This is a genomic window from Caballeronia sordidicola, assembly GCF_001544455.2.
Lineage (GTDB): Bacteria > Pseudomonadota > Gammaproteobacteria > Burkholderiales > Burkholderiaceae > Caballeronia > Caballeronia sordidicola.
The window spans coordinates 197055-212376 of the sequence record NZ_FCOC02000008.1 but is presented as its reverse complement, the minus strand read 5'-3'; the positions used below and the strand labels follow the sequence as shown (position 1 = coordinate 212376).

8 protein-coding genes are annotated in these 15322 nt (G+C 62.0%); all 8 read right to left on the bottom strand.

Annotation, left to right across the window (positions count from 1 at the left end; translation table 11 throughout):
- Positions 1–148: 148 nt before the first annotated feature.
- Positions 149–2353, bottom strand: coding sequence for a penicillin-binding protein 1C (gene pbpC / locus AWB64_RS15585; RefSeq protein WP_060856312.1), 2205 nt, complete (start codon positions 2351–2353; stop codon positions 149–151).
- Positions 2354–2370: 17 nt separating this feature from the next.
- Positions 2371–8349, bottom strand: a complete 5979-nt coding sequence (locus tag AWB64_RS15580) for an Ig-like domain-containing alpha-2-macroglobulin family protein (RefSeq protein ID WP_060856311.1) — start codon at positions 8347–8349, stop codon at positions 2371–2373.
- A gap of 127 nt (positions 8350–8476) precedes the next feature.
- Positions 8477–9823, bottom strand: coding sequence for an MATE family efflux transporter (locus AWB64_RS15575; protein ID WP_060856310.1), 1347 nt, complete (start codon positions 9821–9823; stop codon positions 8477–8479).
- A 2-nt stretch (positions 9824–9825) separates the two neighbouring features.
- Positions 9826–11589 carry an ArnT family glycosyltransferase gene (locus AWB64_RS15570; protein ID WP_060856309.1) on the bottom strand — a complete coding sequence of 588 codons (1764 nt, stop codon included), beginning with the start codon at positions 11587–11589 and terminating at the stop codon, positions 9826–9828.
- Between the two features lie 272 nt (positions 11590–11861).
- Positions 11862–12116: a type B 50S ribosomal protein L31 gene (locus AWB64_RS15565; RefSeq protein ID WP_060856308.1), complete on the bottom strand. Its 255-nt coding sequence runs from the start codon at positions 12114–12116 to the stop codon at positions 11862–11864.
- Between the two features lie 186 nt (positions 12117–12302).
- Entirely contained in the window at positions 12303–13127 is an 825-nt protein-coding gene (locus AWB64_RS15560; protein ID WP_060856307.1) for a M90 family metallopeptidase, read from the bottom strand.
- Between the two features lie 24 nt (positions 13128–13151).
- Positions 13152–14699 (bottom strand): MFS transporter, encoded by a 1548-nt coding sequence (locus AWB64_RS15555; RefSeq protein WP_060856306.1) that lies wholly within the window; start codon positions 14697–14699, stop codon positions 13152–13154.
- The gene (locus tag AWB64_RS15550; RefSeq protein ID WP_060856305.1) at positions 14699–15235 is read right to left on the bottom strand and encodes a MerR family transcriptional regulator; all 537 of its coding nucleotides are present in this window, start codon (positions 15233–15235) and stop codon (positions 14699–14701) included. The genes AWB64_RS15555 and AWB64_RS15550 overlap by 1 nt, the downstream gene beginning before the upstream one ends.
- Positions 15236–15322 lie beyond the last annotated feature (87 nt).

Below are 15322 nucleotides of genomic sequence, written 5' to 3'. Positions count from 1 at the left end.
TTGCCGTCGAACCGCTTGCCCCGCGACGTTTCGCTTCTCTGTGGCAATTATCGCCAGTGGCGTGGCGGATAAGGAAGTTTCCGGCAAGATTTAACAGTTTCTGAATGTCGTGGCGATTAACTTGGGCCATCTATCTTGTCCACGTGTTTCAGCCCTTCGTCCTGGTCTTTGCAAATGCGCCGCGCACCTCGAATTTCACCGAATCGACCACTTCGCCGCGTTTATCGATAAGTTCCAATGTGTGATGTCCAGGCCACGGCAGCCACGCCATGCGTTGCGCGCGCCCGGCCGGCTTGCCGTCCAGACGCCATGCACTGCCCGAGGACGCGCCTTGTCCGCTTTCGAACCAGACGCGCTGGCGGGAGGCGGGAATATCCGGATCGAGCGCGAAGATCGTGCCGTCAGTCGGCGTGGCGATCCGCGCCGCACCGCCGTTGACCGTGCCTTTGCCGGGCGCGGCTCCTTCCGCATTCGCCGATAACGCGATCCGCGACATCTCGGTCCCGCTTAGAAACCAGTCATCGCGCGCCGGCTCTATATCGTTCTGATACACGATCTTCATGCGCACCACGCCCGCAGGCGCTGTAGGAGCGGAGCTCGCCGTGTGCCGATGCAGGTAATTGACGACCGCCGCCCACACGGGCGCCGCGCCGGTCACGCCGGAGACGTCCCACATTGGCGCGCCGTCGGCGTTGCCGACCCACACCCCGACCGTGTTGCGCGACGTGTACCCGACCGCCCAGTTATCGCGCATGTCCTTGCTCGTGCCGGTTTTCACGGCGCTGAAAAAGCGCGTGGCGAGCACGCTGTCAAAGCCGAATGTGCGGGTGCGGGCGTTGTTGTCGGCGAGAATGTTGGTCACGATAAAGCTCGCCTGCGGGCTGAAAATGCGCTTGTTCGGTACAGCGGACGCATGCGCGGGGAGATCGAACATGGGTCCGGCGAGACCGCCGTTAGCCAGCGTGCGATACGCGTTTGCAAGCGAGACGAGCGTCACGTCGGCGCTGCCCAGCGCGAGGCTGAAGCCGTAGTAATCGCCGGCTTGCGTGAGCGGCAAGCCGAGTGACACGAGGGTCTTCGCGAACTTGTGCGGCGTGACCATCACGAGCGTGCGCACCGCGGGCACATTCAATGACGACCCCAGCGCCGTGCGCATGCTCACCCAACCCTTGAAATCGTGATCGTAATTTTGCGGGATATACAGGCCGCCGCCGGTGGCGAGATCGAGCGGGGCGTCGTCGAGCAAGGTTGCCGGCGTGAGACGCTTTTCATCGATGGCCTTAGCGTATAAAAACGGCTTCAACGTCGATCCGGCCTGACGCAATGCGAGAACCGCATCGACTTCCGGCGCATTCGACAAACCGCCCGCCGAGCCGACCCACGCGAGAATCTCGCCGCTGCGGTTGTCCATGACGATGACCGCGCCGTCGTGCACGTTGCGTTGATGCGCGCGCGCGTTGAGTTCGAGCAAGGTGCGCGCGAGCGTATCGCGGGCGAAGCGCTGAAGGCGTGTATCGAGCGTGGATGAAATACGCGCGCCGGCTTGCGGATGGACTTCGCTTGCAATACGGCGCGCGAAGTGCGGCGCGAGCGATTCCGAATCGGACGGGCGTTGCGCTGCCGACGCCGTGTGCGTCAACGTCAATTGAACGTAGCTGTCGAGGTTCATGCACGGGTCCGCCGTCGATGACTTTGGCCGTTTCATGTCGCGCAAGATCCCGCACGCACGCGCCGATACCTTCGCGTAATTCGCATTCGGCGCGCGCACGAGCGCGGCCGTAAGCGCCGCCTCACGCTCGTTCAATCCAGAAGGCAGCTTGCCAAACAACGTCTGCGATAAAGCGGACAAGCCGACAATTTCACCGCGAAACGGCACGAGATTGAGATACGCCTCGAGAATTTGATCCTTGCGCCACGCGTGGTCGAGCCACAACGCGCCGACCGTTTGCGTCGCTTTTTCGGTAACCGATCTTCGGCCTGGCTGGCGATCGTCATCGATCAAACCGGTCAGTTGCATGGTCACCGTCGACGCGCCGCGCGTGCGCGTATTCCACAGGTTCGCCCACGCGGCGGCAGCGGCGCCACGCCAGTCGACACCGCTATGCTCGTAGAACCGCTTGTCCTCCGAAACGACAATCGCCTCGCGCAACGCCGGCGATACATCCTGCAACGCGACCCAGTCGCCGCGCCGCTCCTTTGTATCGATGCGCGTGCGCTGCAGCGGCTCGCCATCGCGGCCAAGCAGCACCCAATCGGAACTGCGCCAGCCCGAGCGCACTTCGTCGAAGCTCGGCATTGCGTAAGCCGAGCCGGCGAGCATGCATCCGAGAAGAGCGAGAGCGGCGCGTTTCATCGGCTTATCTCATGGGCTTATTTGGCGGCGGCAAGCGGCGCGACGACCACGGTTGCATTCGGAATCGCGCCGAAGACAGATGGCGCGTACAGCGCTTCCACGCGCGTTGGCGGCAAGCCGAACGTGCCCGCGTTATTCAGGCGGACCGTATATTCCACCGCCAGTTTTCCCTTCGGCAGATAGTCGTAGTACGCGCGATATCCATCGAAACCCCGTTCCGCGAACGCCGGCCATGCACCTTGCGGACTCTTTTCGCCTTCGGTCGCGGCTTCCGAATCGCGGCCAAGACCCGAGCCGAGAATCGTTGCGCCTGCCGGAACCGGATCGTTCACGACGACCCACGTCATGTCGCTTTGGGCATCGATATCCAGATGCACGCGCACAATGTCGCCGCGCGAAAGCGTGCCTTTCACGGCGGGATTGAGCGGCGTGATGGTCTTGGTGATCCGGTAACCCGCGGCGAACGGTGCCTTCAGCGCAACGGCCGCAAGGCTTTCGATGGTCGCCCAGGGTTTTCCGCTGCCGTCCTGCGTGAGGTTCAGCGCGCCGGAACTCCACGGCAACGTCACGCTGCGCGGAGTGGCGACCGAAGCGGCCGAAGCAGGCACGGCGGGCGTATTCCAGTCGATGGCTTTCTCGACTCCGCCGAGCGCAATTTTCGTTTGTCCCGCAACCGGCGTGCTTTCGAATACGCGCGAGAAGCGCTCGACGGCAAGCTTGCCCCACAGATTCGATGTCGTGGTGTCCCACGCGCCGTTCTTCTGCAATGCAAGCAATCCGCCGATCAGCCGGGGCATTTCGTCCTTCCACGACGGGTTATCGGCGAAAAGCAACGCCATGCGCGCCGCGTTCGTTTCCGGGCCAGTCATGAGCCAGTAAAGGTCGTCATCGGCGGCGGTCGAGAAGGTCAGGCGCGTGCCCGAATACGTCATTCTCGCGCGCAGGATCTGATCGACTTGCGCGCGCTGGTCGTCGCGTTGCGCAATGCCGTTCACCCGCGAAAGGATCGCGTAGTAATCGAGCAGCGCGGACGTGGGCCACTGGTTCGGCGCAATCGTGATCGAGCCGAGCATGCGCGGTTCGGCGAGCCCATACCGCGACAACGCCTCGATTGCCGAGAGCTTCACGAAATCCAGATCCTGGCGCGGCGACCAGAACGTGCGCTGGATCTTGCCTTCCACGAAGTTCGTCAGCGCGCCCGCGAGCCTGTCGCGCAGATCGTCGGGCAGGGCGTAGCGGCGATCCGCTTTCGAAGCTTCGTCGCTGACAGCAAGCAGATACGCCGACAAAGCCGGACTGCCGTAGGCACGTGAATCGTCGGCGGGCGGGAAGTAGTTCGCGAGCCCGTCGCTATCCAGATACGACGGCATGCGCGAAATCACGGTTTGCCATTGCGCGAGATCGTCGAGTCCAAGCGAACGCGATGTCTGCTGCTCGAGGCAACTATACGGATAACGTTCGAACCAGCGGCGCACGCCTGGCAAGCCATCGGCGAGTTTGGGCTGCAAAGTCACCGCAATGCCGCCGCGGATCTGACCATCGGCCGATGCCACCGCCGTCTCCGGCGGCGCGACCGGCAAGGTGTAAGCGCCATCGACTTGCGTGATGGTCGCCTGTTGAACGGTCACGGGAATGGCCGCCACGACGCGTTGCGTGAGCTTGATCGCGTCGGCGGCTTTCGGACCGCCTTGCTCGGCCGCGTTCACTTGCCAGTTCAACGCGCCGGTTGCCGCGAGCCCGATCGCGTCCGGCGTTTTCACGTCCCAGGCGATTTCCTTCGATGAATCCGGCCCAAGCTCCACCGTCTGCGCCTTCAGGTCGAGTGAAGGCACGTTCGGCGTGACCACGACCTGCATGCTGCGCGCGGTCGTGTTACGCAGCGTGAAGAGGGCGCGGAACTGGTCGCCCACGCGCACGAGCGGCGGCAAGCCCGAGATCAGTTGCAGGTCCTGCGTGCTGCGTATCGATGCGCTTCCCGTCCCGAATTGCCCCGCGCCGACGGCCGCTATTGCAACGATACGGAAACTCGTCAACGCATCGTTCAAAGGCACGTCGACGGTGGCCTCGCCGTTTGCATCCAAGGTGACGCGCGGGTTCCAGAGCAAGAGCGTATCGAAGAGTTCGCGCGTCGCGCTATGTCCGCCGCCGCCGCCTGCGGGCACGGCCTTGCGTCCAAAATGCCGGCGCCCGATGATCTCCATTTGCGCCGTCGATGTCTCGACGCCATACGCGCGCCGTTGCAGCATGGCGTCGAGCACGTTCCAGCTTTCGTTCGGCATGAGTTCGAGCAGGGCTTCATCCACCGCGGCGAGCGCGATTTGCGTGCCAGCAGGCGCGGGTTTGCCGCCGGGCAAGCTCACGCGGACCTTGACGTGGGCCTTCGAGCGCACGGCATACGACTTTGCGTCGGGCGTGACCGTCACGCCAAGCTTGTGCGTGGCCGTGCCGACCTTGATTTCGCCCAGGCCGTATCGGAAAGCCGGCTTCGACAAATCGACGAGCGGCGTTGGCGCTTCATATTGCCGGCCTTCGTACCAGAATGCGTGCGCCCAGTCGAGCGGCGATTTCCAGCCCCAGGTGAAGAACGAATACCAGGGCACTTCGTGAATCCGCCCGCGAATCGCAAGTACCGAGACGTACACGTTCGGCCCCCACGTATCCTTCACCTTTAATTCGATAGTCGGATTCCTGCCATCGAGTTCCACGACCTTCGTTTCCACAATGCCTTCGCGCTCCACGGCAACGAGCGCGGTCGCGAAACGGAACGGCATGCGTACCTGGAAGCGCGCGGTTTCGCCGGGTTCGTAGCTGGTTTTCTCGGGCAACACGTCAATGCGGTCCGTATTTTCGCCGCCGAACCAGAGCTGGTCTTCGCGCGTCACCCACACCGACGTGGTCGCGTTGGCCACGCGTCCATCGCCGTCTTTCGCGACCGCGATCAAATCCACGTTGCCGGCTTCCTTGAGTTTTGCATCGCAGGAAAGCAGGCCGTGGTCGTCGCTCTTGCCGCTGCACAGCGTCCCCAGGTCTTTGGTTTCCGTGTGGTTGTCGTAGGCGTAGAAACCGCCGACCATGCGCTTGCGCGAACTCGTCATGGTGCGCGCGACGCCGCGGATTTCCAGTGCAACGCCTGCTCTCGGCTTGCCCTGCAAATCGACGGCAAGCGCCTGGACCGGCACCGCGTTCCCAACCGATACCCAATCTCCCGCCTTGATGCCCACGGCAACCTCGGCGGGCCAGAGCGTGGCGTCGCCGCGCAATGTCTGGATCTCGCCGTTCGGGTCGGCGAAGGTCGCTTCCAGCGCCAGCCGTTTCGGCGCTTCGACCACCGGAAGCGACTTGAGCGTCAGCGTTCCCGCGCCATTGCGGTCGAGTGTGAGCGCGGTTTTATCGGCGACGAGTTTGGCTGTCGATGTGTCTTCCTGCAAGCCGGAATTGTCGTCGTCGCCCTGGGTTGCGGGCGCGCTGGCGCCGTCGTCGGCAGGCTTTTTATAAGGCGCGAAACTGAACGATTCGAACTGCGAAGCGAACGGCGGCGATGCGTCTTTCATCAACGCCGATATTTGCACAGGCAGGTTCGACGCCGGTCCACCCGACACATATTCAATCTGCACCGCGAGCGGCGCTTCCTTCGCCGCCACGAGCGCGCCGGTTTTCTGGTCGCGTATCCCGATTGATCCCTTGAACACCGGAAGACGGAATTCTTCGACGCGGAAACTGCCTGTATCGATGCTCATGGAACTGGACGCGGAATCGTCGTCGCTGGCGTCGACCTTGCCATCGTCCAGCGTCACGCTGTATTCGCCGAGCTTCGCCGCGGCGGGAATGGGAAAGGTGGAATCCGCGCTGTGATCGGCGGTCCATTTGAGCGGCAGGCGATAAGTCTGGCCGCTGCCCAGATGCCGGATCGTCACGCGCGATGGCATATGCGCCGGGAATGCAAAACCGCCGAGCGTTTCCTCGCGCATCAGATGCTTCATGGACACCGTTTCGCCCGCGCGCAAGAGTGTCCGGTCGAACACGGTCGTGGCGCGCGTGGTGTGATCGCGGCTCATGTCGGTCGGGACATTGAAACGCCAGTTCTCGATGCCGCGATTCCAGTCCGAGCGCACGAACGCCATGTCGGGTCCGGTCTTCGGATCATCCACACGCGCCGATACGAAAAATCCCGACCAATCAAGACTATTTTCATTGCAGTCGTTGAGCGCCGCGAGCGGTTTGTTGATTGTCGCGATGCCTTGCGCATCCGTTTTCGCCTCGGCGATCTGGGCGCCGTTGCAATCGCTCACGCGGACTTGCGCGTTGGGCACGGATTTGCCGCTGTCGAGCGCCGTCACCCAGACAATGCTGTTCTCGCGTCCCTGCTTGAAGTGCACGCCAAGGTTCGTGACCAGAACGGACGTGCGCACATACATGGCTTGCGGCTTGCCAAGCAGCGACGCCCCAAGCGCCGGCGACGCCAGTTCGACCACATAAAAGCCCGGTTTCGCGAGCGGGATGCCGACCACTTCGAACGGCCGCAAGGACTTCGGATCAGCTTGCGGCACGCTCAAGGTCTCGACGCCCGGCTGCTTTGCGAGCAGGGACAGCGAGCGGATATCGATTTGCGGATTTTTTGCCGTGCTGCCCGGCGCGTAGACCGGCTTGATACCGGTGTGAAGCGCCTGCGGCATGTCCTCTTCGATTTGCGAGACCGGCATGGAGAAGCCGTCGAACCGGTCGACGGTCTTCATCCATCGGCGAATATCCGTGTCCGCGTCCACACGCAACTCGGTCACGCTCGATGCGCCCGCGTTCAATCCGCTGACCTTCAGGTCGGCTTCCACGTGGCGCAGCGTGACCGGCAACATGGCGGGCATGTTCGGCTCGGCGAAGCGCTCGATGATCCCGAACGTGGACGATGAAAACTTCGCAAGCGGCGGCATGGGCGCGGTTGCGGTTTTCAGCGGAAAGAGATCCGCATTGGACAACGCGCGGCCGCTCGCGTCCTTCAATCCATTTGGCAATTCGATTGATAAATCTGCGTGTTCCGGCAACGGCGCCGCGAACTCGACCGTGCTGATTTCGCTGTCTTTTTCGTCTGGATCGAATTTCGGTGCTGCATTGCCGCCCGGGCCATGCAGCGTGATCTTCGCGGCGTCGGCGCGCGGCACGGGCGAACTGAAACGAATCCGCAGCGGACGCAACGGCGTGCAAGGCGCTTTTGCGTTTTCGCGTTCGCACGAGAAACTCGCGGTGAAGGGTTCGCGGACATCGAAGTCGAAGCGCTTTTCCACGTCGTTCGCTAGACCGCTCGGACCTGTTACGCCACGGCCGTACACGAGTTGCATCTTGGTCGCCGACGGCAAGGTCTGCTGGCAAGCAAGCGTGAGGACGCGTGCGCTGTCTTTCTCGAGATGGAAGTGCTTGAGAAGCGCTGTGCGCGACGTGGTGTCGACGGATTTCACGGGAATGCGGTTACCCAATCCGTTCGATTCGCACCAGATGTTTTGCAGCGCCGATGCTTCGGTTGCAGGGCCGTTCAGGCGCAGCACGAAGAACTGGTTTTCTTCTATTTCGCCGTAGCTCGGCATGACGCCGAGGACGAACGGGCCGCCCGTTTCAAATCGATACTCGCGCGGTCCGGTGAGCGCATTGCCGGTGCTGGATTTGAGGCCGTCGGCGAGTGTCACCGAGCAGCGCATGCCGGGACTCAGGTCCTGATTGAAATCGTAGGCCCACGTCTTACTGTCGATCCAATGGGCCGAGCCAGCCGACGCGCCGCCGCTGCAATGTACCTGGGCCGGCGGTTTCGCGGCCGCGTCGCCAAACGCGGTCATGGCTTCGTCGAACTTGACCACCACCTGCCGCACCTGCGTCACCTTGCCTTGCGGCGAAACGCTTACCGTGCGGGCGGCGTCGGCGCGATGCGTGGCACCAAGAAATCCCGTTGCCACCAATGCGACAGCGACGGCCGAAGCCAGCGGCCATGTTCGTTTTTTTATGACGCCGATCATCGATTACGCTCCAGGATGGCCAAAATCGCTGGCGATTTTACCGGAGCATTACGTCATCCTTGCCCGTTGTTTCCATCGCGCGACAAGAATTCTCAGATTGTTTGCATTGAATGCGCGGTGTTGCGCATCAGGCGATATGCCGCCGGCTCACTTTGCGCCAATAGAGAAACAGTCCGACGCCCGCCACGCCCAGGCTCGCCGAATTCGCGACCCAGAAGCCGCGCGCGCCTTGCAGCCACGGCGGCGCAAATCCGCCTACGTTGAAGCCGAGCAGATAACCGCCGCCCAGCCCGATTCCCCACAGCGCAACGGCGTAGATGACCGTTGGCACGACCGCGACCTTGTAGGCTCGCAGCACGAACGCCGTGGTGATCTGGAGGGCGTCGAAGAGGTGATAGAACACGACGATCGCGAGCAGCGGCATGGCTGCGGCGATCACCTGTGCATCCGGCGTGTAAGCCATCAGCACGTACGGCCGCAGCGCGAACAGCACGATGCCGTACACGCACGCAATTGCGCATGAGAGCGCAATGCCGTGGCGCGCGAGGGAGCGGGCGGCATCGAAACGTTGCGCGCCGAGCGCCTGCGAGACCAACGTGGCCGAAGCCACGCCAATGGAAAGCGGAGTCATGTAGAGCACCGCGCCAATATTGCCCGTGATCTGATGACCGGCAAGCGTGGTTGTGCCGAAGTGCGAGATGAACAGCGCCATGAACGTGTACGACGTCACTTCGATGAGATAGGACAAACCCATCGGAATGCCGAGTTTGAGCAGCGCCTTTTGACGTTGCCACACCGGCCAGCAAAAGCGCGAAAAGATGCCGAGCGGCCGGAAGAACTCGACGCGCACGAGGACCGTCAGTCCGACGATCGCAATCAGCCAGTTGATCAGCGTACTCGCGATGGCGCAGCCCGGGCCGCCCAGCGCCGGCATGCCGAAACCGCCGAAAATGAACCACAGGTTGAGCGGCACTTTCAGCACGAGCGCGCCGATTTGCAGGAACATTACGAGGCGCGGCTTGCCGAGCGCGTTGGCGAGCGAACTGTAGACGCGAAACGCGAGACTCGCGGGCAAACCCAGCGAGAGAATGCGCAAATAGGAGAGGGTGCGTTCATGAAGCGCTGGCGGGGCATCGGCGATGCTCAGGAGCGGTTGCGGAAAATACAGGCAGACGAAGCCAATCACCGACAACACCGCCGCGAGCCACAACGCCTGGCGCACTTCCTCGCCGATCTCCGCTTCCTGCCGCGCGCCGAACAGTTGTCCGGCGATGGGCTGCAAGGCGGTGAGAATGCCGGTCAGGCCAATGTAGACGGAAATGTATATCGATGAACCCAGGCCGAGCGCGGCCAGGTCGGTGGCGGAAAAGCGGCCGACCATGGCGGTATCGATTACGCCGAAAGCAATGATCGCCAGTTGTCCGATCAGCACCGGCCACGCAAGCGCCGCGATCTTCCGTACGTCTGGCCACATGGTCAGTTCGCGCTCCGGCGCAGCGCCTTCGGACCGGGCCGCCTGATCGGCGGAACAGGCCGCTCGATGCGCACATACAGCCGGAAACGCTCGTCGCGGTCGGCGACGCGCCGGCCTTCCCACACGAGTTTCCATGCAAACGTGGAGATGGACGACGGCTCGCCGTAATCCTGTGTGTCCTGGCGCAGGATGACGTCGCAGTCTTCATCGAAGGCGAAATGCATGCCGCCGAAATAAGCGAACGTCGCGATCTGCGCATCGCCCAGGCGGACCGGGGAAATGCACGTGTAATCGGCCGGAAGGTGGTCGGCAATCTGCTCCGCCACGTCACGATACGTCCGGCTGTAGTTCACCACTGGAAGCCACAGTGTCATCAGCAGCACCCACATCAGGGTGGTGCCGGCGCTCGAAAGCACCACGCTGCGCCACAAGACCTTCGGATGCCGCGAAAGCCGCCAACGCGCGAGCGAGAACCAGCACACCGTCACCGCTACCGCGCATATGAACGAGAGGATCTTGAATTCCGGCTGGAAACCGGGTGCGAGCCGCGCGAGATTGCGGGCGAGCGGCGCGGGAAAACCGTAGAGACCCGCCGTCCAGACCAGCCAGACGAAGGTGGCGAGGAGGGTGAAGCTCAGCATCGCGAACCAGTCGATGGCGTTGATCGCGCCACGCTTGAGCGTGGGCAGCGCGAAGGTGGCGAGTACGGAAAGCGGCGGCAGCAGCAGCATGAACAGCCGGTTCGACTGATGGCTCTGCAGGATCACGAGCACCAGCAACGGCCCGATCACCGATACCGGCACCGCCACGTGCGGCGAGCGCCGCAGTCCCGCCCAGCTCACGAAGGTCCAGATGGCGAGCGGCCATGCCGGCCAGGTGAACAGCGGCAGGTTCTTGAACGCGTAGGAAAGCGCGAGGATCGGCGAACCGGAGAACGAGTCGAAACTGTTGCGCCACCATTGGCGCAGCCACCATTCGCCGTCGTCGGGAAAAAAGTGCAGCACCGGCCAGACCCATGCGCCGATCACGACGACCGCAAGCGGCACGCCGAGCACGAGCAGGTAAAACGGCCGCACTTCGCGCACAATCACCGTCATGGCGAGCGTGCAGATCAGAAGCGCGAGCACAAGGACCGGACTGCTCGACAAGCCGACCAGGCCGATCGCCGCACCCCAGATGAGCGCGCCCTGAATGGGTTTGTCGCAACTGCGCACGAGGCCGTACACCAGCATGGCCGTGCCGGCGAACTGCGCAAGCTGCGGCGTGGTCTCGTGGCCGCGCTCGGCGAGGCCGAAGCAGGCGAGCAGGATCAAGAGGGCGCCGTCGGCAAGCGTGCGGCCATAGTCGCGCGGCTCGGGCTCGCCGCCAAACGCATATTTGAAAGGCTGGGCTTCGTCGCGGCGGCCAAGCAGGTAGGCCGTGTACCAGACGAATGCGCACGCAATACAGAACAGCAAGCCGGTGACGACCCGCGAGGCGTTGCTGGCATCGACCCAGGGACTCAGCAGGCGAATGAAACCCGCGCCAAACCAGTAGACGAAGGGACCATCGGCGGTCAGCGCCTTGCCGACCAGATTCGGCAAGAGCCAGTCCTTCAGGTCTCCGTTGGCCATCGTCCACATCACGCCGAAACCCGCCGCGTCCTCGTTTTTCCAGGGGTCGCGGCCAAACAGGCCAAACGACGCGTAGACAATACATATGGCGAGCAGCAGCCAGCGCGGCAGGGCGCTGGTTGCGGAGGCGGTCAGGCGGACGACATTTCGCATGCGGTGGCGACAGAAAACAGAACTGATTGGGCGAGGCGGCGGCGCCGGATCGTGACGGAGATGCCGGACGCACGCGGTTTTCGTGACGATTTTTCGTCACTTTCTAGTTAGTGCAATTTTTAACGAATCCGGCATTGTAGACGGGAGCCGCGGCGCGCGTCATTGCGGTGCGTCCAGGCGTGGCTTTCCGTGAAAAAATGGGAAAAAGCGGCGAAAAAAAAGGCAGCTTTCGCTGCCTTTCTTCAGTCCTGCCGTGCTGCAGTCCAAGTGAATTACTTCTTCGACGAGAACGCTGCGAACTTCTTGTTGAACTTCTCGACGCGGCCGGCCGTGTCCATGATCTTTTGCTGACCGGTGTAGAACGGATGCGATTCCGACGACACTTCGATCTTTGCCAGCGGGTACTCTTCGCCTTCGAACTCGCCGGTTTCGCGCGTGTTGATGGTCGAACGCGTCACGAACTTGAAATCGTTCGACATGTCGACGAACAGCACTTCGCGGTAATTCGGGTGAATGCCTTCTTTCATGGTATTTCCTTTGGTATCTGTTGGTAGCCAGCCCGCTCTGCATGCGCTCAAAGTACTCGACGGTACTTCCAGTGGAACTTTTCCGAGCGCGAGCCACTTGCCTGAGGTCGAAAACCGTGGATTATGCCAGAAAATCAGTTGTTTGGCATGTTTTTGCGGGCTTTCTGCGGGCGACGTCCTGTGGGTTTATGCAAGCGCACCCACACCCGCCGGGTCCTGCCGGTAATACCGCGCGAGCAGCCTGTACAACTCTGGATATACCCGTTCGAAGGCCGCTGGCTTGACAAAAAGCGCCTCGCTGCATATCGCGAAAAACTCCGACGGATGATCGGCAGCATAAGGATCGATCAGGGATTCGCGCTCGAAACGGTACCATCGGCGATCTGAAACGGCGTCGACCTGGGCGCAAAAATGATCGTAGGCGTGATCGAAGACATCGTTCCATGCAGCGGAATCGAGCGGCGCATGCCATTTTCGATACAGCGGCGGGTGCCCGTCCGCCTCGCCGTTGAGCATGTCGATCTTGTGCGCAAACTCATGAATCACGACGTTGTACGCGTCCTCGCCATCGGTCATTTGCGCGTCTTCCCACGACAACACCACCGGGCCGCCTTCCCACGCTTCGCCGCTGGCGTCGTGCTCGATCTCGTGCACCACGCCGTCTTCGTCCTCCACCGTTTTCCTGATGACGAATTCGCCCGGATACACGATCACTCCGACCCATCCGCGATACAACTCCAGGCTCAGATTGAGCACGGGCAAACACGCCTGTACGGCGATGGCGACGATCATCGCGTCGGTCAGCGGCAGGTCGTGCGCCGTCGAAAACTCCTTTTCCGCGATAAACAGCGTCGTGTTCTCCCGCAAGCGCGCGAGATCGCCCGAATCGAGATGTCCGAAAAACGGCAACCGGTCGAGCGTCGCGCGCCAGAGCGTATCTTCGATCGCGTACTTGCGCAGCGCCCGCTCCCGGCGATTCCCGCCGATGAGGCGAGTCAGAAAATTGGCCATGCGGTCCGTGTCAGTCTCTCGAATTCAGTCAATCTGCTTTTGCCACAACGCGAACAGACCGCCGCACACCGCGACGCCCATCATGAAGTAAAAACCATCGAGCGACGCCAGGAAACTCGCCTGCTGCGTGACCATGCGCGAAATTGTCACGATGGCGAGCGCATGCGCTTCGCCGGCCGTATGCCCGGCGGCGGCAAATCCGTGCGCCAGCGCGGCTACGGCGTTCTGGAACTCCGGATTGTACGGATTCACGGCCTCGGCGAGCCGGGATTCATGCAGCGCCTGCCTGTGCTGTTCCACGATTATCACTGCCGCCGTTGCAAACGACAGCGTCAACTGCCGCACGATATTCTTCAGCCGGTAACCATGCGTGAATTCCTCGATCGCGAAGATCTTGAACGTGAGATTCGCCACCGGCAACACGATAAAAAGCAGCAACAGGCCGCGCAGCAGCATCGGCAGAAGGAGGTCGATTTGCGCCACGCCCGGCGACATGCGCGTCATCAGCCATCCAACGAGCGCTGCAATCGCAAAACCCGGCACGATGATCCATTTCTTGCGCGTGACGAACTTCGTGTATCTGAAATAGAGAAACAGCGCGGACCCCGATATCAGCGACGTAATTCCCACAAGCCGGCCTGCATTCTCGACCGGATAGCCGAGTCCCTGTTCGAGGAAACGCGCGATCAGATAGCTGAATCCCGTGGACTCGAAGTAATAGAGCATGTAGAGCAGAAGGCCGATCTGGAACGAGCGTTCTCGTAACGCGTGAAGGCGAACCAGCGGAGCAGGGTGATGCCACTGATGCCATGCAAACCACACGAGGGCGCCAATACCCGCCGCGGTCAGCATGACGAGCGTGGGTGACGTGGTGAAGTGCTCGAACCGCACTTGTTGCATCACGATCTGCAGCGCGCCCTGAGCGAATGCGAATAACAGATACGGCCAGAACGGCGTGGCACCCCGTTCGTCGCGATGAACATTGCCCGAATCGGGCAGCGCGATCAATGCAAGGCCCGCGAACGCAAACGCCACAGGCGCCGTGCAGGCAAAGAGCGCACGCCAGTCGAAATGCGAAACCAGCCAGCCGCCGAGCAACGGCGCGATCGCGCTGCTGCCTACGATCAACATCAGGAACGCGCGTGTTGCGCCGGCGCGTTTTTGCGGCGTGAAGCTGATCTGGATCAGGATGCGGCAGGCGCCCATCATCGGGCCGATGAAATAGCCTTGAAGCCCGCGCGTGAACATGAGTTCGAGCGAGTTTTGCGTAAGCGCCGACAGTATTGCGCCGCATCCGTAGAACAGCATGCACCCGGCCACGTAGCGGCGATGCCCGAGCCGGTCGACCCACCATTGCTGCTGCAGGATCCCGAGGACGGCGGCGACCGCGTAGGCACTCGATGACCACACGAGTTCATCCGGTGATGCGTTGATTCCGCCCGCAATGTAGCTCGCAAAAAACGAGAAGATGGCGTTGTCGAAGTAATCGAGGCCGGTGACCAGCGCGAGCATCCACGGGAAGAAGTCGCCGCGCAACCGCTCGACCACAAATACGGGTGCCCGGGCGCTCATTACTTCTTGCTCCCCGGCCTGGCCCGTGCTTTCGATTGATGTTCGAGCAGCGCATCGGCGGAGTGGCCCGCGAGCCGCGCCTCCACGTAATCCAGGTCGAGCCGCAACTCCGCGCGCACGGCCTGTGCTTCGTTGAGTTCGCGGCGCACGGATTCGATGCGTGAATCGATGGCATCTAGTTGTTGCCTCAAGCCTTTCCTGATTTCGGCCAGCGAATCCGGCGAATAACGGTTTTGGCCGGCCTCGGTTTTTTCGAGCGGCCGCTTGAGCATCTCGACAATTCCGTGCAGCGAAAACCCAAGCGACCTCAGCCGTAGAATCCGACCGAAGCGTTCCAGATCGTTCGCGTCGTACAGCCTGTACCGGCCCTCGCTGCGGCTTGGCACCACAAGTCCGCGCTCTTCGTAATATTTCAGCGTGCGGGGCGTGACGCCGAGACGTTCGGCTGCATCGCGTACGGTCAGAAGTTCTTCGGACATGGCGTCGGTCGGTTTTGGTCCGGCGGTCAGGATGATCTGCGAATTATAGATCAACATGGACGTGAACGTTCACGTTACCAATCGCGTCACTGATTTCGATACACGAAAAAAAGCCGCCCGCGAATGCGGGCGGCTTGCAGTGTT

Bases quoted from the DNA above. Each gene is read 5' to 3' on its own strand.
- AWB64_RS15550 (WP_060856305.1), bottom strand. From the start codon at position 15,235: ATGTTGATCTATAATTCGCAGATCATCCTGACCGCCGGACCAAAACCG.
- AWB64_RS15560 (WP_060856307.1), bottom strand. From the start codon at position 13,127: ATGGCCAATTTTCTGACTCGCCTCATCGGCGGGAATCGCCGGGAGCGG.
- AWB64_RS15575 (WP_060856310.1), bottom strand. From the start codon at position 9,823: ATGTGGCCAGACGTACGGAAGATCGCGGCGCTTGCGTGGCCGGTGCTG.
- pbpC (WP_060856312.1), bottom strand. From the start codon at position 2,353: ATGAAACGCGCCGCTCTCGCTCTTCTCGGATGCATGCTCGCCGGCTCG.
- AWB64_RS15565 (WP_060856308.1), bottom strand. From the start codon at position 12,116: ATGAAAGAAGGCATTCACCCGAATTACCGCGAAGTGCTGTTCGTCGAC.
- AWB64_RS15570 (WP_060856309.1), bottom strand. From the start codon at position 11,589: ATGCGAAATGTCGTCCGCCTGACCGCCTCCGCAACCAGCGCCCTGCCG.
- AWB64_RS15555 (WP_060856306.1), bottom strand. From the start codon at position 14,699: ATGAGCGCCCGGGCACCCGTATTTGTGGTCGAGCGGTTGCGCGGCGAC.
- AWB64_RS15580 (WP_060856311.1), bottom strand. From the start codon at position 8,349: ATGATCGGCGTCATAAAAAAACGAACATGGCCGCTGGCTTCGGCCGTC.